At 57.7% G+C, this 22,353-nt stretch carries 25 protein-coding genes; 17 read left to right on the top strand and 8 right to left on the bottom strand.

Annotation, left to right across the window (positions count from 1 at the left end; genetic code table 11):
- Positions 1-231 precede the first annotated feature (231 nt).
- Positions 232-1,653 (bottom strand): metalloprotease TldD, encoded by a 1,422-nt coding sequence (gene tldD, locus AC2FLJ_RS19095; RefSeq protein WP_496707192.1) that lies wholly within the window; start codon positions 1,651-1,653, stop codon positions 232-234.
- Positions 1,654-1,829: 176 nt separating this feature from the next.
- Here tldD and coxB point away from each other — a divergent pair, with 176 nt between their 5' ends.
- From coxB to AC2FLJ_RS19035, 12 genes are all read left to right on the top strand, one after another.
- Positions 1,830-2,741, top strand: coding sequence for a cytochrome c oxidase subunit II (gene coxB, locus AC2FLJ_RS19090; RefSeq protein ID WP_496707190.1), 912 nt, complete (start codon positions 1,830-1,832; stop codon positions 2,739-2,741).
- An 85-nt stretch (positions 2,742-2,826) separates the two neighbouring features.
- A complete protein-coding gene (gene cyoE, locus AC2FLJ_RS19085; RefSeq protein WP_496707188.1) occupies positions 2,827-3,783 on the top strand; it encodes a heme o synthase in 957 nt (318 codons plus the stop codon).
- Positions 3,780-3,941 (top strand): cytochrome c oxidase system small membrane protein, encoded by a 162-nt coding sequence (locus tag AC2FLJ_RS19080; RefSeq protein WP_239336011.1) that lies wholly within the window; start codon positions 3,780-3,782, stop codon positions 3,939-3,941. Before cyoE ends, AC2FLJ_RS19080 begins: the two co-directional genes overlap by 4 nt.
- Positions 3,941-4,516, top strand: coding sequence for a cytochrome c oxidase assembly protein (locus AC2FLJ_RS19075; protein WP_496707186.1), 576 nt, complete (start codon positions 3,941-3,943; stop codon positions 4,514-4,516). Before AC2FLJ_RS19080 ends, AC2FLJ_RS19075 begins: the two co-directional genes overlap by 1 nt.
- Positions 4,517-4,538: 22 nt before the next feature.
- Positions 4,539-5,354 (top strand): cytochrome c oxidase subunit 3, encoded by an 816-nt coding sequence (locus AC2FLJ_RS19070; RefSeq protein WP_058272267.1) that lies wholly within the window; start codon positions 4,539-4,541, stop codon positions 5,352-5,354.
- A 170-nt stretch (positions 5,355-5,524) separates the two neighbouring features.
- Positions 5,525-6,202 carry an SURF1 family protein gene (locus AC2FLJ_RS19065; protein ID WP_282169115.1) on the top strand — a complete coding sequence of 226 codons (678 nt, stop codon included), beginning with the start codon at positions 5,525-5,527 and terminating at the stop codon, positions 6,200-6,202.
- Entirely contained in the window at positions 6,199-7,587 is a 1,389-nt protein-coding gene (gene thrC, locus AC2FLJ_RS19060; RefSeq protein WP_496707184.1) for a threonine synthase, read from the top strand. Before AC2FLJ_RS19065 ends, thrC begins: the two co-directional genes overlap by 4 nt.
- Positions 7,584-8,846 (top strand): M16 family metallopeptidase, encoded by a 1,263-nt coding sequence (locus tag AC2FLJ_RS19055; RefSeq protein WP_113790541.1) that lies wholly within the window; start codon positions 7,584-7,586, stop codon positions 8,844-8,846. The genes thrC and AC2FLJ_RS19055 overlap by 4 nt, the downstream gene beginning before the upstream one ends.
- A complete protein-coding gene (locus tag AC2FLJ_RS19050; RefSeq protein ID WP_496707182.1) occupies positions 8,846-9,430 on the top strand; it encodes a GNAT family N-acetyltransferase in 585 nt (194 codons plus the stop codon). Before AC2FLJ_RS19055 ends, AC2FLJ_RS19050 begins: the two co-directional genes overlap by 1 nt.
- A 4-nt stretch (positions 9,431-9,434) precedes the next feature.
- Complete coding sequence (locus tag AC2FLJ_RS19045; RefSeq protein WP_496699807.1) at positions 9,435-10,061, top strand: imm11 family protein; 627 nt, start codon at positions 9,435-9,437, stop codon at positions 10,059-10,061.
- A gap of 88 nt (positions 10,062-10,149) precedes the next feature.
- Positions 10,150-10,968: an MBL fold metallo-hydrolase gene (locus AC2FLJ_RS19040; RefSeq protein ID WP_496707180.1), complete on the top strand. Its 819-nt coding sequence runs from the start codon at positions 10,150-10,152 to the stop codon at positions 10,966-10,968.
- Between the two features lie 38 nt (positions 10,969-11,006).
- Complete coding sequence (locus AC2FLJ_RS19035; protein WP_496707178.1) at positions 11,007-12,422, top strand: FAD-binding oxidoreductase; 1,416 nt, start codon at positions 11,007-11,009, stop codon at positions 12,420-12,422.
- Positions 12,423-12,456: 34 nt separating this feature from the next.
- Here AC2FLJ_RS19035 and AC2FLJ_RS19030 read toward each other — a convergent pair whose 3' ends face one another.
- Positions 12,457-12,939 carry a fasciclin domain-containing protein gene (locus AC2FLJ_RS19030; RefSeq protein WP_496707176.1) on the bottom strand — a complete coding sequence of 161 codons (483 nt, stop codon included), beginning with the start codon at positions 12,937-12,939 and terminating at the stop codon, positions 12,457-12,459.
- A gap of 170 nt (positions 12,940-13,109) precedes the next feature.
- Positions 13,110-13,649: an adenine phosphoribosyltransferase gene (locus AC2FLJ_RS19025; protein WP_058272309.1), complete on the bottom strand. Its 540-nt coding sequence runs from the start codon at positions 13,647-13,649 to the stop codon at positions 13,110-13,112.
- Between the two features lie 308 nt (positions 13,650-13,957).
- Here AC2FLJ_RS19025 and AC2FLJ_RS19020 point away from each other — a divergent pair, with 308 nt between their 5' ends.
- Positions 13,958-14,131 (top strand): hypothetical protein, encoded by a 174-nt coding sequence (locus AC2FLJ_RS19020; RefSeq protein ID WP_282153539.1) that lies wholly within the window; start codon positions 13,958-13,960, stop codon positions 14,129-14,131.
- A gap of 4 nt (positions 14,132-14,135) precedes the next feature.
- On the opposite strand, the gene AC2FLJ_RS19015 is transcribed toward AC2FLJ_RS19020, so the two are convergent.
- Both AC2FLJ_RS19015 and AC2FLJ_RS19010 read right to left on the bottom strand, forming a co-directional pair.
- Complete coding sequence (locus AC2FLJ_RS19015; RefSeq protein ID WP_282169121.1) at positions 14,136-14,765, bottom strand: LysE family translocator; 630 nt, start codon at positions 14,763-14,765, stop codon at positions 14,136-14,138.
- Between the two features lie 52 nt (positions 14,766-14,817).
- Positions 14,818-15,834, bottom strand: a complete 1,017-nt coding sequence (locus AC2FLJ_RS19010; RefSeq protein ID WP_496707175.1) for a DUF418 domain-containing protein — start codon at positions 15,832-15,834, stop codon at positions 14,818-14,820.
- 212 nt (positions 15,835-16,046) lie between these two features.
- Between AC2FLJ_RS19010 and AC2FLJ_RS19005 the strand changes: the two genes are divergently transcribed.
- Positions 16,047-16,913, top strand: coding sequence for an alpha/beta hydrolase (locus AC2FLJ_RS19005; RefSeq protein ID WP_496699805.1), 867 nt, complete (start codon positions 16,047-16,049; stop codon positions 16,911-16,913).
- A gap of 9 nt (positions 16,914-16,922) precedes the next feature.
- Here the strand turns inward: AC2FLJ_RS19005 and AC2FLJ_RS19000 are convergent, their stop codons facing one another.
- On the bottom strand, positions 16,923-17,795 hold the full coding sequence (locus tag AC2FLJ_RS19000) for an S-methyl-5'-thioadenosine phosphorylase (protein WP_282120020.1): 873 nt from the start codon (positions 17,793-17,795) through the stop codon (positions 16,923-16,925).
- A 200-nt stretch (positions 17,796-17,995) separates the two neighbouring features.
- Between AC2FLJ_RS19000 and AC2FLJ_RS18995 the strand changes: the two genes are divergently transcribed.
- Entirely contained in the window at positions 17,996-19,630 is a 1,635-nt protein-coding gene (locus tag AC2FLJ_RS18995) for a SulP family inorganic anion transporter (protein WP_496707173.1), read from the top strand.
- Between the two features lie 29 nt (positions 19,631-19,659).
- On the opposite strand, the gene AC2FLJ_RS18990 is transcribed toward AC2FLJ_RS18995, so the two are convergent.
- Positions 19,660-20,301: a CatB-related O-acetyltransferase gene (locus tag AC2FLJ_RS18990; RefSeq protein WP_496707172.1), complete on the bottom strand. Its 642-nt coding sequence runs from the start codon at positions 20,299-20,301 to the stop codon at positions 19,660-19,662.
- On the bottom strand, positions 20,301-20,906 hold the full coding sequence (locus AC2FLJ_RS18985; RefSeq protein WP_108861743.1) for a flavin reductase family protein: 606 nt from the start codon (positions 20,904-20,906) through the stop codon (positions 20,301-20,303). Before AC2FLJ_RS18985 ends, AC2FLJ_RS18990 begins: the two co-directional genes overlap by 1 nt.
- Positions 20,907-20,977: 71 nt before the next feature.
- Here AC2FLJ_RS18985 and AC2FLJ_RS18980 point away from each other — a divergent pair, with 71 nt between their 5' ends.
- Both AC2FLJ_RS18980 and AC2FLJ_RS18975 read left to right on the top strand, forming a co-directional pair.
- Positions 20,978-21,472, top strand: a complete 495-nt coding sequence (locus tag AC2FLJ_RS18980) for a GNAT family N-acetyltransferase (RefSeq protein WP_058276957.1) — start codon at positions 20,978-20,980, stop codon at positions 21,470-21,472.
- 52 nt (positions 21,473-21,524) lie between these two features.
- Positions 21,525-22,268 carry an EcsC family protein gene (locus AC2FLJ_RS18975; protein WP_496707170.1) on the top strand — a complete coding sequence of 248 codons (744 nt, stop codon included), beginning with the start codon at positions 21,525-21,527 and terminating at the stop codon, positions 22,266-22,268.
- Positions 22,269-22,353: the final 85 nt, after the last annotated feature.

Below are 22,353 nucleotides of genomic sequence, written 5' to 3'. Positions count from 1 at the left end.
CGCCTGATTGCAGAACTGGTTTACGATTGCTGGGGTTAACAGCTTGTGAATCTCTTCAAATTATCCGGATAATTTTCGGCGTTTATCACTTAGAGTTATTTAGTGCGTTGAAATGTATGAAATAAACACAACGGCCTTCAATGCGGGCGCCTGACAGGATGTTAAGGCGCCGGCGGGCTAAAAGCGCAGCGTTAACCCTGCGCTCTCGATTTCCCGCCAAGCGATTCCCGGCTATGCGGCCGATCCGCCGACTGTCAGGCCATCCATCAGAACGGTAGGCTGGCCAACGCCGACCGGTACCCACTGGCCGTCTTTGCCACAGGTTCCCATGCCCGGATCCAGCGCCATGTCGTTGCCCAATCCCCGTATGCGTTTAAGGGCGGATGGGCCATCGCCGATCAGGGTCGCGCCTTTGACCGGCGCCCCTATCTTGCCGTTTTCAACGCGGTACGCCTCGGTGCACGAGAACACGAATTTGCCGTTGGTGATATCCACCTGACCGCCGCCGAAACCAACGGCCCAGATACCGTCCTTGATGTCCGCAACCAAAGAGGCCGGATCGGCGTCGCCCCCCAGCATCACCGTGTTCGTCATCCGCGGCATGGGTTTGTGCGCATAGCTTTGCCGCCGCCCGTTTCCGGTGGGGGCCACGCCCATCAGGCGCGCGTTTTGGCGATCCTGCATATAGCCGGTCAGGACGCCATCTTCGATCAAAACTGTCCTTGAACTGGGTGTGCCTTCGTCATCCAAAGAGATCGAGCCGCGACGATCCGGGATTGTGCCGTCATCGACGACGGTCACGCCTTTGGATGCGATCTGCTGCCCCATCAATCCGGCAAAGGCCGAGCTTCCCTTGCGGTTAAAGTCCCCCTCCAAACCGTGTCCGATTGCCTCGTGCAACAGGATGCCCGGCCAACCGGGGCCAAGCGCGACCTCCATCACGCCGGCAGGGGCCGGGATCGCGTCGAGATTGACCAAGGCGATCCGCAACGCCTCGCGCGCTTTGTCCTGCCAATCCGACGGATCGATCAGGCCGTCGAGCCCAACGCGCCCGCCACCCCCGGCCGAGCCACTTTCGCGGCGACCGTTCTGTTCGACGATGACCGAGATATTCAGGCGGGTCATTGGCCGCACGTCTCGCATCAGTACGCCGTCCGGGCGCAAAATCTCGACTTCTTGCACGGCTGCGGCGATTGTCGCGCTAACCTGCACGACGCGGGGATCCATGTCGCGGGCATAGGCGTCGATCTCGCGCAGCGTTTCGATCTTGACCGGGAAATCAGCGGATTCAATCGGGTCTTCGTCCGTATAAAGGCGGGTATTGGTGGCGCGGGGACCATCGGCCAGCGTGCCGCCACCGTCGCCAACAGCCAGGCGCGCGGTCTCGGCTGCCCGCTTCAGCGCCGGAATTGAGACGTCGGTGGAATGCGCATACCCAGCAACTTCGCCCTGCACCGCCCGCAGGCCGAACCCTTCGGATGCGTCATAAGATGCTGTCTTCAAGCGCCCGTCATCAAAGACCAAAGCCTCGGATTTTCGCCGCTCGACAAACAGCTCACCGTCTTCTGCCCCAGAGGTGGCGGATTGCAAAACCGCAAGCGCCTCGTCATGCGGAATAGCGCTATCAAATGGGCGAAACGGGTCGTTGGACATCTGTTGGGACCTTCCGAGTTTGATCCAGATCAAAAATAGCGTCTGTTTGACGCAAGCATTTTGCTTTATCTACCCGACGGAATATGGTTTTTAACGCGGCCAAAGACAACGGGAGAGGTGCGACTGATTCACACCTTTTCGCCAGAGAAGCAAAGATCAGACGATCAGGACAGAAAATGAAGAATGCTTTGATGCTTTCGGGGTTGATGACAGCCCTCTCCAGCCTTCCCGCAATGGCTCAGGAGCTTGAGATTATTGGTAAGCCGGTTGATGGCGGCCTTGGGTTCCAGCCCGCTGCCACCAGCCTGGCCTCGGGGATTCACCGGCTGGATGATATGATTCTGGTGATCATCACCGCGATCTGCCTGTTTGTTGCAGGTCTGCTGATCTACTGCATCATTCGCTACAATTCGCGTAACAACCCTGAACCGGCGCGATTCTCACACTACACCCCGGTTGAGATTGCCTGGACCCTTGGCCCGATCCTGATTTTGGTCTTCATCGGTGCTTTCTCGCTGCCGGTTCTGTTCAATCAGCAGGAAATCCCCGAAGGCGACATCACCATCAAGGTCGTAGGGAACCAGTGGTACTGGACCTACGAATACGTTGATCACGATTTCGCCTTTGACAGCTATCTGCTGGGCCACCCGGCCACACTGGACGAAGGCGCACGCCCGGCCGATGCTGACGTGACCCCATTTGTTCTGAACGATGCGATGCGTGCCAAACTGGCGGATGCGGGCTACAGCGATGACGAATGGCTGCTGGCCACCGATACTGCCGTTGTCGTTCCGGTTGGCAAGGTCATCGTCATGCAGGTTACCGCTTCGGACGTGATCCACTCGTGGACCATCCCGTCCTTTGGCGTAAAGCAGGACGGTGTTCCGGGTCGACTGGCCGAACTGTGGTTCGAGGCCGAGAAGGAAGGCATCTATTTCGGTCAATGTTCCGAACTGTGCGGCAAGGATCACGCTTATATGCCGATCACCGTCAAAGTGGTCAGCGAAGAGGCGTATGAGCAGTGGCTGCAAGGCGCACTGGAAGAGTATGCAGGTCAGTCCGCAGCCTATCAGGTTGCATCCAAGTAATGACCCGCGCGGGTTGAACAGCTCGCGCCAAAGGTAATGCAGGCTGCGCGGTATCCGCGCAGCTTTCGCCCCAGAAGGACCGGAAATGAGCGACGCAAGCATCAATGCCAGCACAGTGAGCGCCAAATCCCACGCGGATGAGGCCAGCTTTGGTGATTTCTTTGCCTTGCTGAAGCCGCGCGTGATGTCGCTGGTCGTGTTTACCGCTTTGGTCGGCCTTCTTGCGGCACCGGTTCCTGTTCATCCATTCGTGGGCTTTTGCGCCATCCTGTTCATCGCCATTGGCGGCGGCGCATCCGGCGCTTTGAACATGTGGTGGGACGCCGATATCGACCGCGTGATGAAGCGGACCAAAGGCCGTCCGATCCCCTCCGGCAAAGTCCAGGAGGGTGAGGCGATGGCAATCGGGCTGGCCCTGTCGGGGCTGTCCGTTATTATGCTGGGTCTGGCGACCAACTGGTTTGCTGGCGCTTTCCTGGCCTTCACGATCTTTTTCTACGTTGTCGTCTATACGATGTGGCTGAAACGCTCGACGCCGCAGAACATCGTGATCGGCGGCGCGGCCGGGGCATTCCCGCCGGTCATCGGCTGGGTTGCCGCAACGGGGTCTATGTCCATCGAGCCGTGGCTAATGTTTGCCCTGACCTTCATGTGGACCCCACCGCATTTCTGGGCGCTGGCGCTGTTCATGCGCTCGGATTACGACGATGCGGGTGTTCCGATGCTGACCGTCACACATGGTCGTCGCGCCACGCGCTGGCACATTCTGGTATATACCGGGCTGCTGGCCATGCTGGCTGTTGGAACCGCATTCTCGGGCATTGGCGGTCCGATCTACCTGACTGTCGCGGTGGTGTTGAACGCGCTGTTCCTGCGCGGAGCGTGGCAGATTTCGCGCCGCAACGAGGATGATTCCGAGGCCGACAATTTCAAGGTCGAACGCGCGTTCTTCAAGCTGTCGCTGCTGTATCTGTTCCTGCATTTCGGTGCTATCTTGGTCGAAGCACTGCTGAAACCCTATGGGTTAGGAGGTTGGTCATGAGCCTGCGCAAGAGCCACGAACTTCACCAACGCCGGTTCAGTCGTAACCTAGGGGTAGGTCTGACGCTGGCTGCCTTCATCGTGATCATCTTTGGCCTGACGATCGTTAAGGTTTCGGGCACGGACTTCAGCTTGGCGACGCAAGAGGTACAGAACTGATGGCGCTGACAGGTCCTCAGAAAACTGTTGCGCAGACAGTCGGCGTGGTTGTCCTGATGGGCAGCTTGGCGTGGGCCTCTGTTCCGTTTTACGACTGGTTCTGCCGTGTCACCGGATTTGGTGGAACCACTGGTGTGGCCGCGACTGCACCCGAAGACATTCTGGATCGCAAGGTGACCATCCGCTTTGACGCCTCGAAGGCAAAAGGCATGGCATGGGAATTCAAGCCGGTCGCGCGCGAGATGGAAGTGCGTATCGGCGAAACCGGACTGGCCTTCTATGAAGCTTACAACCCGACCGACCGCCCCATCGCGGGACAGGCGTCCTATAACGTGACTCCGTATTCAGCCGGCGGGTATTTCCAGAAAATTGCCTGTTTCTGCTTTGAAGAGCAGGTGCTGCAACCCGGTGAACGTGTTGAGATGCCGGTCACCTTTTTCGTCGACCCTGAAATGGTCGAGGATCTTGAAGCTAAGTATGTTCATACGATTACACTGTCGTATACATTCTACGAAATTGACCTGCCCGAGGGCGTTGCCGCCCTTGAGACGCAGGCTGATATAACAACGAACTAACGCCTGTAGGTGAGGGACGCTGATGGCACACGCAAAAAACCATGATTATCACATTCTGGCCCCGTCGATCTGGCCTCTGATCGGCGCGATCGGCGGCTTTGTGATGCTGTTCGGAGCCGTCCTGTGGATGCACGGGGTTACCTCGTGGATGTTCTGGGCCGGCCTGGTGGCCGTTCTTTACACCATGTTCGCATGGTGGTCCGAGGTTGTGGTCGAGAGCCGCCAGGGCGATCATACACCAGTCGTCCGCATCGGCCTGCGCTATGGCTTCATCCTGTTCGTTATGTCCGAGGTGATGTTCTTCTTTGCCTGGTTCTGGTCGTTCTTTAAACATCGCATGTACCCGATGTACGACTATGCCGGTACCGAATACATCCAACCTGACATTCATGCTGTTGACCCGTTCCACCTGCCGCTGATCAACACACTGGTCCTGCTGCTGTCGGGCTGTGCAATCACCTGGGCGCACCACGCGCTGGTGCACGGCAATGATCGCAAGGCGCTGGTGCAAGGGCTGGCCATCGGTATCGCTCTGGGTGTCGCGTTCACCGGTCTGCAGGCATTTGAATACTATGAGCTGCTGGCGCATGAAGGCTGGAAATTCGGCGGTGATCAGTTCTATTCGAACTTCTTCATGGCAACCGGCTTTCACGGGTTCCACGTTCTTATCGGTACCATCTTCCTGTCAGTGTGCTTAATCCGGGCGCTCAAGGGTGACTTCACGCCTGAGAAACACGTCGGGTTTGAGGCGGCTGCCTGGTACTGGCACTTCGTTGACGTTGTCTGGCTGTTCCTGTTCTTCGCAGTATACATCTGGGGCCAGGCGCCGTTGATGTAGCGCCAGACGGGCGAACAAATTGCAAAAGCCGCCCTTTTGGGGCGGCTTTTTCTCTATTCGGGGCGCAAGATTGCGCCCCATACAATTGCAAGGTTGCCTTTCTGCGGCTGCAGCCCTTAACAAGACGCCGGCTCTTGCAGAGCCTTCGAACAACACAACCTGGTCCTGACATGCGCCGCATTCTCTTTCTGATGATCTTTGGCATTGCCGGTCTGGCGATCCTTGTGTCGCTGGGTGTCTGGCAAATGCAGCGGTTGGCGTGGAAACAAGGCGTTTTAGCCGAAATTGAAAATCGGATTTCAGCCGATCCGGTTGATTTGCCTGACACCGTGTTGCCTGATGCTGATAAGTACCTGCCGGTCACAATTGCGGGCGAGGTCGAGCCGGGCGAGATCCACGTTCTTGTCTCGGTCAAACAGGTTGGGGCGGGCTATCGCATCATCCAGTCTTTTAGCACAAATGACCGGACAATTCTTGTGGACCGGGGCTTTGTTCCTGTGACCGCGAAGCACGATCAAAGGCTGAATGGACCGATGGAGATCACTGGAAATCTGCACTGGCCGGACGAAATTGACGGCTACACGCCTGAGCCGGATATTGACGACAATATATGGTTTGCCCGCGATGTACCGAACCTGGCCGCCGCACTTGGGGCTGAGCCTGTTCTGCTAATCGCGCGGTCGCAAACCGACCCCAACATCACACCCTTGCCTGTTTCGGTGACGGGTATCCCGAATGATCACTTGCAATATGCAATAACATGGTTTGGCCTGGCTTTGGTCTGGGCCGCGATGACCGGATATTTTCTGTGGCGCAGCCGCGCCCCTTCTGAGAGTGACGCGACATGAAATACATCTCGACCCGCGGGCAGGCGCCCGAACTGACGTTTGAAGAGGCGATGCTGACCGGATTGGCTCGTGACGGTGGTCTGTACCTGCCTGCCGAGATCCCGGTGATGACGCAGGATGAGATCGCGGCACTGGCCGGACTGCCCTTTGAGGAAATCGCGTTCCGGGTGATGTGGCCCTATGTCAGCGGATCTTTCGGTGAGAGTGAGTTCAAAGAGATCATCGGCCGCGCCTACGAAGGCTTCGGCCATGACGCCCGCGCGCCATTGAAGCAGTTGAACGAAAACCACTTCCTGTTGGAGCTGTTCCACGGGCCGACCTTGGCCTTCAAAGACTTCGCCATGCAGCTGATCGGTCAACTGTTTCAGGTGGCGCTGAAGCGCCGTGGCGACCGTGTGACCATCGTTGGCGCGACCAGCGGTGACACCGGATCGGCTGCGATTGAAGCGTTCCGGGGGCTCGACGCCGTGGACGTGTTCATCCTGTTCCCGCATGGCCGAGTTTCGGAAGTGCAGCGTCGGCAGATGACGACACCCGCGGACCGCAACGTGCATGCGTTGGCCGTGGACGGCGATTTTGACGATTGTCAGGCCGCGCTAAAGGACATGTTCAACGATTTCGACTTCCGCGACGGCGTGAAGCTGGCTGGCGTGAATTCGATCAACTTTGCCCGTGTTCTGGCGCAAATCGTCTACTACTTCTCCGCTGCTGTCAGCCTCGGCGCACCACATCGCAAAGTCAGCTTTACGGTGCCGACCGGCAATTTCGGTGACATCTTCGCGGGCTACCTTGCCAAGCGCATGGGCCTGCCAATTGATCGTCTGGTTGTCGCAACCAACCAGAACGACATTCTGCACCGTTGCCTGTCGGGCGAGGGGTACTTCAAGGGCGACACCATCCCCTCGATCAGCCCGTCGATGGACATTCAGGTCAGTTCGAACTTTGAGCGTGCGCTCTACTATGCGTACGGTGAAGATGGCGGCGCTGTCGCGCAGTTGATGGATGAATTGAAGACCGGCGGCTTTAACGTCAGTCAGGGCGCGATGGAAGCGCTGCGCGAGAGCTTTGACTCGGGCCGAGTCTCAGAGGATGAAACGCTGGCGACAATCAAGTCCACTCTGACCCATAGTGCGGAACTGGTGTGCCCGCATACCGCCGTGGGCATCAAGGTTGCGGAAGAACATCGCTCGACCGACGTTCCGATGATCACGCTGGCCACCGCGCACCCCGCAAAATTCCCAGCAGCGGTCGAGAAGGCAAGCGGCACGCATCCGCCTCTTCCATCCCGCATGTCTGATCTGTATGAACGTCCGGAACGGGTGACCAGCATTGCCAACGATCTGGGCACTCTCGAGGATCATATCAGAAGGCATATCGCTGAGTGACTGTCAGACAAGACCAACTGAAGAACGGATTTCGTATCGTCAGTGAACATATGCCGGGGTTGCAATCGGCTGCCATCGGCATCTGGGTGACCGCCGGTGGGCGGCACGAGCGGATTGAACAGAACGGTATTGCGCATTTCTTGGAGCATATGGCTTTCAAGGGAACCAAGCGTCGTTCAGCTTTGCAAATCGCCGAGGCGATTGAGGACGTGGGCGGGTATATCAACGCCTACACGTCGCGCGAGGTGACGGCTTATTACGCGCGTGTTCTCAAAGACGATGTGGCGCTGGCGATGGATGTCATCGGTGACATCGTTCTGAACCCGATCTTCGACCCGCGTGAGATCGAAGTTGAACGCGGTGTGATCCTACAGGAAATCGGTCAGGCCTATGACACACCCGACGATGTGATCTTTGATTGGTTGCAAGAGCAGAGCTATCACGATCAACCGCTGGGTCGAACCATTCTGGGTCCGACCGAACGTGTCAGCGCGTTTTCGCGCGAAGATTTGTCCGGGTTTGTGGCAGAACACTATGGACCCGAACAGATGATCCTGTCTGCTGCTGGTGCCGTTGATCACGATGCGCTGATGAAAACCGCTGAGGCGTTGTTTGGCCATCTTAAACCGTGCAAGGGGCTGATCCCGGAAACCGCCCGTTTCACTGGCGGCGAAGCGCGGCAGGAGAAAGAGCTGGAGCAGGCGCATTTCGCGCTGGCGCTGGAAAGCCCCGGCTATCGCGACGATGCGATCTATACCGCACAGATTTATTCGACGGCGCTTGGCGGAGGCATGTCCTCTCGCTTGTTCCAGGAAGTGCGCGAAACACGCGGGTTGTGCTACACGATCTTTGCGCAGACCGGAGCTTATGCCGATACCGGCACGACGACGATCTACGCCGGAACGTCAGCAGATCAGGTCGCAGAGCTGGCCAGCATAACGATTGATGAGATGAAGCGCGCCGCCGAAGACATGAGCGCCGAAGAGGTTGCCCGCGCCCGCGCGCAGATGAAAGCCGGTATGCTGATGGGGCTGGAAAGCCCGTCGAACCGGGCGGAACGTCTGGCGCGTCTGGTGCAGATCTGGGACCGGGTTCCCTCGCTTGAGGATGCCGTGGCCAAGATCGACGCCGTCAGCACCGAAGATGTGCGTGCCTTCGCCGAGCAGATGGCAGTGCAGGCCCCTGCTGCGCTGGCGCTTTACGGTCCTGTCTCGGGCGCACCCACGCTGGCGCAATTGCAGGAGAGGCGTGCGGCGTGATGCTGTTGGGCAGACGCAAGCTGAAACTTGAAACCGAGCGCCTGAGCTTGCGCCCGCCCGCGCATTCCGACTTTAACGACTGGGCGGCGCTACGGCGCGCGTCGCAGCAATACCTGACCCCGTGGGAGCCGATCTGGGCCAAGGATCATCTGAGCCGCAAGTCCTTTACCAACAGGGTTTATTGGGCGCAGCGCTCCGTGGCCGGTGGGACGGCGATCCCACTGTTTTTGTTCCGTCGCACGGATGATGTACTTCTGGGCGCCATCACGCTGGACAATGTCCGTCGCGGCCCGGCGCAGGCAGGAACCTTGGGATATTGGACGGGCCAGTCTTTTGCCCGTCAGGGTTACATGCGCGAGGCCATTGGTGCGATCGTTCATCACGCCTTTACCCGACTGGACCTGAGTAGGATAGAGGCTGCCTGCCTGCCCGAGAACAAACCGTCACGTGGCTTGTTGGAAAGTTCGGGGTTCAAATACGAGGGCGTGGCGCAGTCGTATCTGCAGATCAACGGGCGGTGGCGGACACATGTGCTGTATGCCAGCCTAAGGTCGGACCGGCGCGGGAAGACGGACGCAGGGTAGGACGATGGTGCGGCTCAAAAAGCCAGTGATCTGGATCAGCGATGCAATGGTGGGCACTGCGGCGTTGAAAGGATTTCATTCTGATCGTTGGGATAATGATCTGAAGTTCACAGCGGACGCAAACACCCGAAATGTCCGAGGAGAGCCGCTTACAGCGGATTTCTTCCCTTCGGAGGTATTTGCCGATTACAAAGACAAAAAAGAGAAGAAGCAACCAGACTTCTTTATGGCTGCGGGTGCATGGACCGTGTCCGCTGCGTGTGCGACAGTTCTGCGCCAGTTTGATCTTGGCGACGGGAATCTCTATCCAGTCAAACTGTTTCAACATGACCGTGCCACTCCGGTTGAAGGAGAATATTATTGTCTGAACTTCGGCAATCAAAAAGCTGCAGTGCTGACAGATCAATCTCCGAACATTGATAGACCCTACGAAAATCAAGAAGTTTATCAGCCACCGTTGGTCATGAAAGACAATGACATCGCCGTGAGCGCGATAGCATTGGATGGCCCGGATATCTGGATTGACACAAAAATGCGCCGCGCATTTTTTGTAAGTGATCCGTTGGCTCAAGCGTTACGTGTGGCGAAAGTTTCACGGCCCTTCAAGCTGCGGAAGTGCATCGTTCTCTGAATTGCTCCTAGAAAATGCCAAGTCCGTGAATTCACTCACGCGATATCTGCAGGCGTGACTTACCCGTGTTCTGCGCTACACTCCGGACATGCGCTGGATTGTTGCGGTATTGATGGTGATCTCGGGTGGGGCTTCGGCGCAGGAGCGGCGGCCGAGCCATTGCATTGCCATCGCGGATGCCGCACCGGGGATTGAGTATATTCACAAAGCAGCTTGGCAGGACCCGGTGCCGGAGTTCTCGGTTCGGATCAGCTATATTGCTCACGCGTCCTTTCTGATTCAGACCCAGGGCGGGTTAAACGCGGTGACGGACTTCACCGGCTTTATCGGCAGTGCCGATCTGATCCCGGACGTGGTCACAATGAACCACGCCCACAGCACCCATTGGACCGCCCACCCGGACCCGGCCATTCCGAATGTATTGCCGGGGTGGGGCGAGTTCGGGCAGGGCATCGAACACTACCTTGATCTGGAAGAGATGTTGGTGCGCAATGTCTCAACCGACATCCGATCCTCGTATGGCGGCTATGAGGAACGCGGGAATTCGATCTTTGTGTTCGAAGTTGAAGGGCTGTGCATAGGCCATCTGGGTCATCTGCATCATGTGCCGTCGGATGAACAATTTGCTGCACTTGGGCGTTTGGACGTTGTGATGGCCGCGGTGGATGGCGGAACGACGATGCCGTTGCCGGAAATGATCACGGTTTTGAAGCGGCTGAAAAGCTCGGTCATTATTCCGATGCACTGGTTTTCCAGCTTTTCGCTGGACAGGTTCCTGGTCGATATCCGCGAAGATTTTCCGGTTGAACGCAAAGGCGTGTCCGAGATCACGGTGTCCTTGCGCACGTTGCCCGATCGCCCGACTGTTGTTGTGCTCGAGCCTCAATACCTCATTGAGCTGGAATAGGGCTTGTGGCGACGCGGTTGCTTGGGCAAGGAAAGGGTATGAAACTAAACCCTGCCGATGACAATTTTGCCCAATCAATCCGCACTGCGCTGGGCGATGATATTCTGCACCCTGTCGAGGAACGATACCTGGAAGAGCCGCGCCGCAGGTTCGCAGGCCGTGTCGGCGTTCTGGCGCTGCCGAAGTCGGTAGAACAGGTTTCGACGCTTGTTCGGCTCGCCTCGGATGCTTTGGTTCCCGTCGTGCCTTATGGTGGCGGCACCGGATTGGTTGGCGGGCAGGTGATGACCGACGGCCCGGCTCCGTTGCTTGTTTCACTGGAGCGGATGTCAGCCATCCGCGCGGTTTATCCGACCGAGAACATTCTAATCGCCGAGGCCGGTGCCATTCTGGCCGATGTTCATGCTGCTGCGGAAGAAGCTGATCGATTGTTCCCGTTGGCATTGGCGGCGCAAGGGTCTTGCCGGATTGGAGGAAATCTTGCGACGAATGCGGGTGGGGTCAATGTATTGCGCTATGGGAATGCGCGCGATCTGTGTCTTGGGTTGGAAGCAGTTCTTCCGAATGGTGAAATCTGGCACGGCCTCAGCCGATTGCGAAAGGACAACACTGGGTATGATCTGCGCAACCTGCTGATCGGGGCGGAAGGTACACTGGGGATCATCACAGCCGCGTCGTTGAAGCTGTACCCGCGTCCGACCGAAACCGGCACCGCGATGTTCCAGGTGACCTCTCCGAATGCTGCCATTGAATTGCTGGCGCTGGCACGCGATCAGGTGGGCGAGGGGGTCAGCACCTTTGAGCTGATCCACAAGCAAGGCCTGCAATTCCTGTCCGAGGTTTTGCCCGATATCCGCCAACCCTTTGACGTCCAGCCTGAGTGGATGGTGCTTGTTGAATTGGGGCTTTCCGGCGGTGCGTCACCGTCAGACGCGCTGATGGCGTTGTTCGAAACAGCGGAGGCGCGTGGGCTTGTAGGTGACGCGGTCATAGCCCAAAGCGAAGCGCAACGAATGGAGCTTTGGGCCGTACGTGAGCTCATTCCCGAAGCCAACCGGTTGATCGGTTCGGTCTCGAGCCATGATATCTCGGTCCCGATCTCGCAAATCCCCGAGTTCATACTGCGAGGGTCCGAAATTGTGCGCGGGTTGGGTGATTTCCGGATTAACTGTTTTGGGCATCTTGGTGACGGCAACCTTCACTACAACGTGTTCCCGCCGCAGGGGCATAGCCGTTCAGAGTATGACGAACAGCGGCAAACGATAAAACACGTGGTGCATGATTTGGTGCATGAGTTCGGTGGATCGATTAGCGCAGAACACGGTATAGGGCGTTTGAAAACGGATGATCTTGGCCGCTATGGCGATCCGGTAAAGCTGTCGGCGATGCGCTCGATCAAGGCCGCAATCGATCCAAAAGGGATCATGAATCCGGGTGCCGTTCTAAAGGCGTAGGCGCGGCCTATTTAATACAGGCCGCGCGCTGGGTTCACGATGCGGGCAGAATAACTTTGTCAATCACGTGGATGACGCCGTTCGATGTCTCGATGTCTGCCTGAACAACGTTCGCGTCGTTGACCATTACGCCGTTATCAAGGTCAATCTTGACTTCTCCGCCTTGTACGGTTGCCGCTGTCATGTCATCGGACAGATCGCCTGACATCACTTTGCCGGGCACCACATGATAGGTCAGGATGGCTACCAGCTGATCCTTGTTCTCGGGCTTCAGAAGGGTATCAACTGTGCCTTCGGGCAGAGCGGCAAAGGCGTCATCAGTGGGGGCAAAGACGGTGAATGGGCCTTCACCTTTGAGCGTATCGACAAGCTCTGCGGCCTGAACGGCTGCCACGAGAGTTTCAAAGCTGCCAGCGCCGACGGCGGTGTCGACAATATCCTTGGAGTGACCATCTGCATAAGCGGCCGTTCCTACGAGAAAGCTTGCGACACCGGCAATTGCGAGTTTGCGAAACATGGTATGATATCCCTTGTTGGAATGCCCTTGGTGGCATCAATCGGGATACGGGGCGGCATCAAAGGGAGATCACTGAATATGTCGATAAGTTCGGGTTGATCCAAAGAAAAACCGCGCTAAGCCAGCGCGGTTTCAGGTTTCCACTCACGATCTTGTGAATGCGCAGCCTGTCAAAGACCTTCGAATTCGCACAGGACGTGGACGTCCATGCCCATATCTTCCAAAGCCTTGCGCCCACCCAATTCGGGCAAGTCGATAATGAACGAGCATGAGACGATCTCGCCGCCCAGTCTTTCGATCAGTTTGATTCCGGCAGCTGCGGTGCCACCTGTTGCCAGCAGATCATCGACCACGAGGATTTTTTCACCCGGTTGGATGGCGTCGTCGTGGATTTCGACAATCGCCTCGCCGTATTCAAGCTTGTAGTCTTGACTGATCGTGGTTCCCGGCAGCTTGCCCTTTTTGCGGATGGGCACGAATCCGACGCTTAGCTGGTGCGCGATTGCGCCGCCTAGGATAAAGCCACGCGCCTCGAGGCCAACGACCTTGTCGATGCGCTCACCGGCATAGGGGTGCAGCATTTGATCGATCGCCATGCGGAAACCGCGCGGATCCGCGAACAGGGTCGTGACGTCCCGGAACATGATCCCTTCATGTGGGAAATCCACGATGGTCCGAATGTAATCTTTGACCGACTTGTTTCTGGACATGGCCATCCCCTCTGGCGTCAAAACACGCTGGGCTGTTTGGCCCATTGGTGTGAGTCATGCAAGGAAAGATTGCCGCCCCAGGCGTGCGGCGTTTCGACTGACGGTGGTCGCGATACAGTGCATCGACCGGCCGCGTCAGATATGGTTTGTGCCCCTTGCCTTGATCTTTTGAAAAAATCGCCTGAGCGACATGAAGGTTCGTTGCCATAACCTTCTTTTGTTGTTAGGTGCTCGTGAATTACAAAATATATGCGAAGTATATACAAAGCCTATCTTACAGGCCTGGGAATTTGATGGGAATGGGACGCGTGGGAACGAAAGACAGTAAGATTTCAACGAAGAAAAACAGTCAGTTGGTCCTGCGGCTGGATAAGGATGAACGGGACGAGTTTGTTCAGCTATGCAAAGAGTTGGACACGTCGGCCGCGCGAGAAATCCGGCGGTTCATTCGCGGTTTCATGAAGGAACACGCTGAGAGCTGAGCCCTCAGGCCGGGCGGCGCAGAACAGCGGTGGCCACTCCCATCCCGATTAATGCCAGCCCTCCGAACCGGGTCATTGCGGTGACGACGCCCGAACGGCCGATCATCTGGCGCAGGTGGTCCGCCAAAAGGGCGTATGCCAGCGAATTCAGCCATGCCAGCCCCACAAAGGTTGCGATCAGGATAGCAAATTGCGGTCCGAGCGGGTCAGCCGGGCGCAGAAACTGAGGAACGAAAGCGATAAAAAACGCGATAGATTTCGGGTTCAACGCGGTGACGGCGGCAGCATGGCCAAAAACGCTGTGTGCGGTGACATTGCGCCCGGTGTCCACAGTCTCAAGCCCGCCTGATGGCGCGCTGCGCAACAGTTTGATCCCCAGCCAGACCAAATAGGCGGCACCGACCCATTTGAGGGCCGTGAATAGGGCAGCCGAGGCCAGGACCAGCGCACCAAGCCCCAAAAGAGAGGCCGTCATAGCCACCAGATCTCCAACAGCTACACCCGTCGCCGAGGCGACAGCCACGCTGCGCCCCTTGGATAGGGCATAGCTGAGCACCAGCAAGACCGTCGGGCCTGGGATCAATAGTAAGGCGGTAGATGCAGCGACAAAGGCGAGCCAAAGGTCAAGGGACATCGGAAATCCTGTGAATACGTTTCCCGCAGCAAGCCCGGACCAGCGCGCAAGGTCAAGCCCTGCGTGGTTGCGTTGTCAGACGCATCAGCGCCTCAAGCGGACCGCGTTTGAATTTGCGGGACCACAATAGGGCAAAGATCGAGGACGCGGCGCAGAACGCAACAGCGTAACCCGCGATCTGCGGGGCGTTCAGTGACCCGTTCAGCAACCCGGCCTCCTCCAGTATGCCCATGCCGATCAGGATGTGCACCACATAGAGCGTCAGGCTCTGCCGACCGGGCGCGGTCAGGGCTGGGCCGATGCGCAACTTTTCGATCTTGGGCCACAGCTTCAACAGCAATCCGATCACCACGCAAGCCGAGCCGGTTCCGGCAATAATGTAGAACGGTCCCGGTGGGATGGACGCGGTTCCCAGATAGATCACCAGATCAGGGTCCGAGGTCAACATTTGCGGAAACAGGGCAAATATGGCAGCTCCGAACCCCCACATAATCAGCCTGTGTTGAATGCAGATCGTGTGCAGTTCGGATCGTCCAATAGCCATTCCGATCAACAGGAACGCCGCCCAGGGAAGGACCGGGTGCCAGCCGTTGAAAAACAGGTTACGCAAAAAACCGGGCAGGGTCCAAAGGTCGGTGTATGTCAGCGTTTCCCAGTCCCAGCCAAGGTCGTAGTTGAAAATCATGACAGCGAGGACAGCCAGCGCCACCACCCCAACTGAACCCAACCACAATGCACGGGTTGGTGCCGTCAGGAAAGCAGCGCCAACAACGAAGTACACGGCGTAGAAATGCAGGATATCGGCGTCAAATACGGTCATGTTGATCAGACCGAGAGCGAACAGAAACACCGCGCGCCGCAGCAGCACCGACGCTGAAACAGAGGATATCCCAATTCCGATGCCGGCCAGGATGACGAACAAAGCGGCCGCGCGGCCTTCAAGCAAATCGATCAGGGTCGAGGCCCAGTCATTGCCGGGGGCGACCTGAGCGGCAATGCGGAAATTCACCAGAACCATTCCGCAAAACGCCAGAAACCGGGCTGCGTCCAATGCCTCAAGTCGCTTCATGCTATCCCTCTGTTTCGCCAGTGTTTTGACGGTGCCGTGCGAACCACAGATCGGTGCAGTACAGGCGATTTTTCAAGATGAAGGGCAAAAAAGAACCGGGGCTGTGCAACGCGGCAACAAGTTTTAAGATTGGATTAAGTGTAACCCGCGCGGCTTGAAACGGTTCCTTGGGCCACCGACCTTGGAGCGGACGCAACACTTCGGAGAGGCCGATGGTTCAAACAGATCAAACACGCGCGAACGCGGCACCTGAAACCAGCCACTCGCGGCTTGCCCACCTAAAGGGCGCGCTGATCCTTTTGGTTCCGGTCCTCGCGGTGATCTATGCGGGCATCGTGGGGTACATGTATGTGAACCAGCAATCGCTGTTGTTCAAACCGGACGGAGAATTACCAGCGCCCAACACGGTAGGGTTGGCTGATGTGGAGTCCGTTTCCTTCACAATGTCCGATGGCGTTACGCTGACCGCGTGGTCCGCCCCGCCCGCGACCGATGATGCGCCGACAGTTTTGTTCTTTCATGGCCAATCGGGCAACCTGGGCGACCGGTCCGATCGGATGAGAGAGATCCTCAACAGTGGCTTCGGCCTGCTGGCCCCCAGCTACCGTGGATATCCGGGCAGCGAGGGCGAACCGTCCGAGATGGCGCTAATTTCCGACGGCATCCAGATGTATGACCAGCTGGATCGCCAAGGTGCGGACGTTGTGTTGCACGGCCAAAGTCTTGGAACAGCCGTTGCGACCGCCGTAGCTGAACAGCGCCCAAATGCACAGCTGCTGGTGCTTGAGGCACCCTTTACAGCCACGGTGGACGTCGCGGCGGAAAGATATCCCTGGCTACCGGTGCATGCCCTGATGCGGGATCAGTTCGCGACCCGTGATTTGATCGGGAACGTCACCGTTCCGACTTTGATATTCCACGGGACCGAGGATGAAACGGTTCCACTGCATCACGGGGAAGCTTTGGCCGCGATGGCCGGGGAGACGGCGCAGATCTATGTCATCCCGGACGGCACACACAACGACCTCTGGTCGCACGGATTGTGGGATCAGGTTCAACAGTCTTTGCCAGCCAACTAAAGTTGCCGGTCAGAGAATCCGACCAGCAACAGCATCCAATTTTGCCAACACGGTGGGATCACGTTTCTCCGGTGCGGTCAGGATGGCATATTCCAGTGCCCGGTCGCAGCCATGAGGGCAGGGCGCGCGGTCAGCGCCCAGCAGATCGGGCAGACCTTTGACAAGCGCACGGCCTTTCTCGGCATTGCCGGTTAGTGTGGCGATGATGGCGGTGACGTCCACCTCGCCGTGATCCGGGTGCCAGCTATCGTAATCGGTGACCATGGCGATCGAGGCATAGCAAAGCTCGGCCTCGCGGGCGAGTTTGGCCTCGGGCATGTTGGTCATGCCGATTACGTCGCAGCCCCAGTGTTCGCGGTACACCTTGGATTCCGCCAATGTCGAGAATTGCGGCCCCTCCATCGCCAGATAGGTGCCGCCGCGATGGATGGTTATCCCTGCCGCTCGACCGGCAGTCTCACACGCGTCCGACAGGCGCGGGCAGGTGGGGTGTGCAACGCTGACATGGGCCACGCAGCCGGTGCCAAAAAAGCTCTTCTCGCGCGCGAATGTCCGGTCGATGAACTGATCGACGATCACGAAATCACCCGGCGCCATGTGCTCGCGGAACGACCCGCAGGCCGACACCGAGATCACATCCGTCACGCCCAGTCGCTTCAGCGCATCGATATTGGCGCGGTAAGGCACTTCAGTAGGGGAATGCACGTGGCCGCGCCCGTGACGAGGAAGAAAGGCCATCTCAACGCCATTCAGCGATCCGGTCAGGATCTGGTCCGAAGGATCACCCCATGGGGTTTCGACCGTAACCCATTTCGCTTTTTCCAAACCGTCGATGTCGTAAATACCTGATCCGCCGATGATCGCGATTTTGGTCTGGGTCATGGCTGCTCTCCGTGAAAAACTGTTGTAAGAGTTCTGCGTGGCAGCCGCGGGTTTGGCAAGTGGCTTCAAGGGTTTGTGTAACTTGCTTGCTAGCTATGCGGTTTACGCATATCAGGGTCCCGCTGGGTGCAGTATCTAATGTCAGGTATGACAGGTAAAAGGCATCTTTCGCGCGAACAAACAACCCCACAGGACGTCTCATGCCCCGAGCCATGCTGGCAAGCTTTGCCAATCGTATAGCCAAACCCGATCTCCGCTGGATGCCGGATGAGGGGCTGACCGTCTCGCGCCTGCGGATTGAGCTGTTGTCGGGCCTGACGGTTGCGCTGGCGCTGGTCCCCGAGGCGGTAGCATTTGCCTTTGTCGCAGGTGTGCACCCGTTGGTCGGACTGTATGCCGCGTTCATGGTGGGCTTGATTACAGCGCTGATCGGTGGTCGGCCGGGCATGATCTCCGGCGCAACCGGCGCTCTGGCTGTTGTGATGGTGGCGTTGGTGGCTGAACACGGGGTGGAATACCTTTTCGCCACGGTGGTTCTGATGGGTGTTTTGCAGGTCATTGCAGGCGCGATGCATTGGGGTCGGTTCATCCGACTGGTGCCGCATCCGGTGATGCTGGGGTTTGTGAATGGTCTGGCAATCGTGATTTTCTTGGCGCAGATGGGTCAGTTCAAGGTGCCCGGCACCATGGAAAACACCGGCCACGGCCTAAGCGGCGGTGAATGGCTTTCGGGCCTGCAGCTTTACACGATGTTGGGTCTGGTTGCCCTGACGATGGCCGTTATCTGGGTCATGCCGCGTATCACGCGTATCGTGCCTGCACCATTGGCCGGGATTGTTGTTGTGGCTGCGCTGGTGATTGGTTTTGGACTTGATGTGCCGCGTGTTGGTGATCTGGCCTCAATTGAGGGCGGCCTGCCGGCGTTTCACATCCCGATGGTGCCGCTGAACTGGGAAACCTTTGAGATCATCTTGCCTTACGCTGTCATTCTGGCCGCCATCGGCTTGATTGAATCCCTGCTGACCCTGAACCTCGTTGGTGAAATCACCGGCAAGCGCGGAGGGGCCTCGCAAGAATGCATTGCGCAGGGTGTGTCCAATGTAGCGACTGGATTCTTCGGTGGCATGGGCGGTTGTGCGATGATCGGTCAGTCGATGATCAACGTAAAATCCGGCGGTCGTACCCGCATCGCCGGGATTGCTGCAGCCCTGTTCCTGCTGGTGTTCATCCTGTTCGCCTCACCGCTGATTGAGCAGATTCCGCTGGCCGCGCTGGTTGGTGTGATGTTCATGGTGGTGATCGGGACCTTTGCCTGGAATTCGTTCAAGATCATGCGCAAGGTGCCCCTGATGGATGCGTTCGTCATTGTTCTGGTGACTGTTGTGACCGTGATGGAAGACCTTGCGGTTGCCGTGGTTGTCGGTGTGATTGTCTCGGCGCTGGCCTATGCCTGGAACAATGCTAAACGCATTCACGCATTCACGCGGGACTCGGCCACGGAAGAGGGCGCAAAAGTCTATGAGATTCAGGGGCCTTTGTTCTTTGGTTCGTCCGACGGATTCATTGAACTGTTTGATATTCAGAACGACCCTGACACTGTAATCGTGGACTTTGCCGAAAGCCGCGTCGTGGATCAATCCGCGCTGCAGGCCATCGAGAACATCGCTGGAAAATACGAGGCTGCGGGCAAACGCGTCATGCTGCGCCACCTCAGCCGGGATTGCCACAAACTGCTGAATAAGGCCGGCCACCTTATGGTCGATAGCGACGATGACCCGGACTACGAACTGGCGGTCGATTACTCGGTCCGCACGGGTGTGCTGGGCGGGCATTGATTGTAAAAGGCGGCCACTTTGGCCGCCTTTTACTTTGGAGCAATCCGTTCCAATTCTTCAATATTACCAAACAGAAGCGCCTTTTCGGCTTCGGCGATCTTCTCGGCGGGCCAATCCCACCAGTTCAATGCTAAAAGCCGGTCGATGGTGTCCTTTTCGAACCGGAACCGCCGTACTTCGGCAGGGTTCCCGGTAATGATCGCATAGGGCGGTACGTTTCCGCGAACAACAGACCCGGCACCAATAATTGCCCCCGAACCGATCTGCGCACCGGGAAGGATCATTGCGCCATAGCCAATCCAGACATCGTGGCCGATGAGAGTGTCGCGCGTGTCCGGCTGAAACCCGGTCATTCCGTCCGGGTCAAACACTGGAAACGGAAAGCACGTCAATCCATCCATTGAATGATTGGCCGATGATGTGATGAAACGTACGCCATGGGCGATCTGACAGAACTTCCCCAGCACCAGCCTTTCTTGCGAAAACGGAAACAGGTAGGGGGCAAGTCGTTGCGCCCAATCGTCTGACGGCTCAAAATCCGATGCGTAGCTGTATTCTCCGGCCTGAAACCTGGGATGGTCAATCGCTTCAGACAGGAAAACTGTGCCCTTGTGATCAGAGCCATCAGGGAGCGTGATCGGGTATCTGCGTAAGGGGTCAGGAAGCGGCATTAGTCATCCGGTCGTGAAAGGCTGAACAGCTCGGTGACCACTGAATAGTCCCGGTACCCAAGCCTTGCCAGCGGTTGGAATGTTGTGACGTCGAACATGCCGTCTTTCAGGCAATCGTCGCGCAGATGTACGCCGGTTACTTCTCCGAACACTACCCGATTGGCCTCGCCCGGAAGGGACACGATCTGGGTTAGCTTGCATTCCAGCGCTGCCGGAGCCCCTTCGATCCGGGCGCATGGGATGGTTTCGCATTCCAAGGGTGTCAGGCCTGCATGGCCAAATTCGTCGACATGTTTCGGCAAGCCTGCTGAGCTGGCATTCATTGCGTCGCGATGTGCGTGGGCCACGACGTTTACACAAAACACCCCCGTTGCCTTGATATTGGCAAGACTGTCTTTCGTGCCGTCTTGATCGTGTTTGGTTCCGGTTGAAGCAAACATCACCTGCGGCGGGGTGTAAGCAACGCCGTTGAAAAACGAATACGGAGCCAGATTGTTGATCCCATCTGTGTCACGCGTGGAAATCCAGCCGATCGGTCGTGGCGTGATAATGGCGTTGAACGGATTGTGTGGCAGGCCGTGGCCGTCTTCGGGGCGATAGAACATAAGATCTCCAAGCGTTTGCCCAAGGCGTACCGAAGTGCTAGGGCGATTGCCAGCTAGGAAAAGAGGGCAGGGTGCAGCAGTTCGTGATCAGGCCGGAGGAGCCGGATGATTGGTGGGAGGTCGAGGCACTTTACGACCTGTGCTTTGCGCCGGGGCGTGAAGCGCTGTCCTCGTATCGTCTGCGCGATGATGTTCCACCCGTGTCGGGCCTTTCGCTTGTTGCGCGCGACGGGCAGGGCATTCTGGCCGGGGCGATCCGTTTCTGGCCCGTGCATGTGGGCGATCACGACGCTTTGTTGCTGGGCCCCGTGGCGGTGCACCCGACCCATCAAGGCGAAGGTCTGGGGGGATTCCTGATCCATCAGGGGCTTGAGGCCGGTCGCGAAATAGGCTGGCAAAGGGCGATGCTGGTGGGCGATGCGCCTTATTATGCGCGTTTCGGGTTCACACGACTTTCCGGTGTGGAAATGCCCCCGCCAACAAACCCAGACCGGGTCTTAGGCGCGGAATTGAGCCCCGGTGAATGGTTGAATGTGCGTGGCGAGGTGACCCGCTGGACGCGCTGAGCTATTGAAACCCTGCCGCTCAGCCCCGATGTTTAACGTCAGGAGGGCTTATATGCAGGACGTGCTTCTAGTCGAAAAGCTGGATACCGATGCCGAATTGGATCGGTTGGCCAAGTATTACAGAACCGCCGGAGGTCCCGGCGTTAAACTGTTGAACAGTTTGGGGGGGTCGGCGGAATCGCTACTGGAACAACTTCCTGTATCTGTGCGGGAGGGGCTGACAGGGGCCACCGAACAGGCGCTTTGGCTAGCGATGCACGCAGCCGAGGGTTCGCGTCGCGCCGTTCCGGATCAAAAGCCATGGGTGAACACGGCTGTCGCAACGGCGATGGGGGCGGCCGGTGGCATGGGTGGCGTGTCGACTGCCCTGATGGAATTGCCTGCAACAACGGCCATGCTATTGCGTGCCATTCAGGGTGCGGCGTTCCGCGAAGGGTTCGATCCGTCCGAGGAAGGCGTCAAATTTGATTGCGTTCGGGTCCTGTCTGCAGCCGGACCACTGTCTTTTGACGATGGCGCAGATCTGGGCTTCTTTTCGGTCCGCCTGACGTTGACTGGCCCAGCGATGCAAAAGCTAATTTCAGCGGTAGCGCCGCGTCTGTCCATTGTACTGGGCCAGAAGCTGGCGGCGCAATCGATACCGATTCTGGGTGCGATCGCAGGTGGTGGTACGAACTACGTCTACACCCGGTACTATCAGCAGGTGGCCCGAGTTCACTTTGGGCTGCGGCGACTGGCAATCGATGCCGATATCCCGCATGAAGATCTGGTTCGGAAGCTGGCTGCCCGCGTTTGAAAACGGCCTAAATGCTTGGAAGAAACCGCACCATATGGTATTCTGACCCCAGCCGGCCGCTAAATGTATAAAAACCTCAAAGGTC

It is taken from the genome of Ruegeria sp. CDSA034 (genome assembly GCF_059612275.1).
Note: the sequence above shows the minus strand (reverse complement) of the source record. Positions and strands in the feature narration are given on the sequence as shown.

Bases quoted from the DNA above. Each gene is read 5' to 3' on its own strand.
- AC2FLJ_RS19080 (WP_239336011.1), top strand. From the start codon at position 3,780: ATGAGCCTGCGCAAGAGCCACGAACTTCACCAACGCCGGTTCAGTCGT.
- AC2FLJ_RS18995 (WP_496707173.1), top strand. From the start codon at position 17,996: ATGCCCCGAGCCATGCTGGCAAGCTTTGCCAATCGTATAGCCAAACCC.
- AC2FLJ_RS19010 (WP_496707175.1), bottom strand. From the start codon at position 15,834: ATGAAGCGACTTGAGGCATTGGACGCAGCCCGGTTTCTGGCGTTTTGC.
- AC2FLJ_RS18975 (WP_496707170.1), top strand. From the start codon at position 21,525: ATGCAGGACGTGCTTCTAGTCGAAAAGCTGGATACCGATGCCGAATTG.
- AC2FLJ_RS19015 (WP_282169121.1), bottom strand. From the start codon at position 14,765: ATGTCCCTTGACCTTTGGCTCGCCTTTGTCGCTGCATCTACCGCCTTA.
- AC2FLJ_RS18990 (WP_496707172.1), bottom strand. From the start codon at position 20,301: ATGCCGCTTCCTGACCCCTTACGCAGATACCCGATCACGCTCCCTGAT.
- AC2FLJ_RS19000 (WP_282120020.1), bottom strand. From the start codon at position 17,795: ATGACCCAGACCAAAATCGCGATCATCGGCGGATCAGGTATTTACGAC.
- coxB (WP_496707190.1), top strand. From the start codon at position 1,830: ATGAAGAATGCTTTGATGCTTTCGGGGTTGATGACAGCCCTCTCCAGC.
- AC2FLJ_RS19045 (WP_496699807.1), top strand. From the start codon at position 9,435: ATGGTGCGGCTCAAAAAGCCAGTGATCTGGATCAGCGATGCAATGGTG.
- AC2FLJ_RS19050 (WP_496707182.1), top strand. From the start codon at position 8,846: ATGCTGTTGGGCAGACGCAAGCTGAAACTTGAAACCGAGCGCCTGAGC.
- tldD (WP_496707192.1), bottom strand. From the start codon at position 1,653: ATGTCCAACGACCCGTTTCGCCCATTTGATAGCGCTATTCCGCATGAC.
- AC2FLJ_RS19070 (WP_058272267.1), top strand. From the start codon at position 4,539: ATGGCACACGCAAAAAACCATGATTATCACATTCTGGCCCCGTCGATC.
- AC2FLJ_RS19040 (WP_496707180.1), top strand. From the start codon at position 10,150: ATGCGCTGGATTGTTGCGGTATTGATGGTGATCTCGGGTGGGGCTTCG.
- AC2FLJ_RS18985 (WP_108861743.1), bottom strand. From the start codon at position 20,906: ATGTTCTATCGCCCCGAAGACGGCCACGGCCTGCCACACAATCCGTTC.
- AC2FLJ_RS19005 (WP_496699805.1), top strand. From the start codon at position 16,047: ATGGTTCAAACAGATCAAACACGCGCGAACGCGGCACCTGAAACCAGC.
- AC2FLJ_RS19075 (WP_496707186.1), top strand. From the start codon at position 3,941: ATGGCGCTGACAGGTCCTCAGAAAACTGTTGCGCAGACAGTCGGCGTG.
- AC2FLJ_RS19025 (WP_058272309.1), bottom strand. From the start codon at position 13,649: ATGTCCAGAAACAAGTCGGTCAAAGATTACATTCGGACCATCGTGGAT.
- AC2FLJ_RS19065 (WP_282169115.1), top strand. From the start codon at position 5,525: ATGCGCCGCATTCTCTTTCTGATGATCTTTGGCATTGCCGGTCTGGCG.
- thrC (WP_496707184.1), top strand. From the start codon at position 6,199: ATGAAATACATCTCGACCCGCGGGCAGGCGCCCGAACTGACGTTTGAA.
- AC2FLJ_RS19035 (WP_496707178.1), top strand. From the start codon at position 11,007: ATGAAACTAAACCCTGCCGATGACAATTTTGCCCAATCAATCCGCACT.
- cyoE (WP_496707188.1), top strand. From the start codon at position 2,827: ATGAGCGACGCAAGCATCAATGCCAGCACAGTGAGCGCCAAATCCCAC.
- AC2FLJ_RS19030 (WP_496707176.1), bottom strand. From the start codon at position 12,939: ATGTTTCGCAAACTCGCAATTGCCGGTGTCGCAAGCTTTCTCGTAGGA.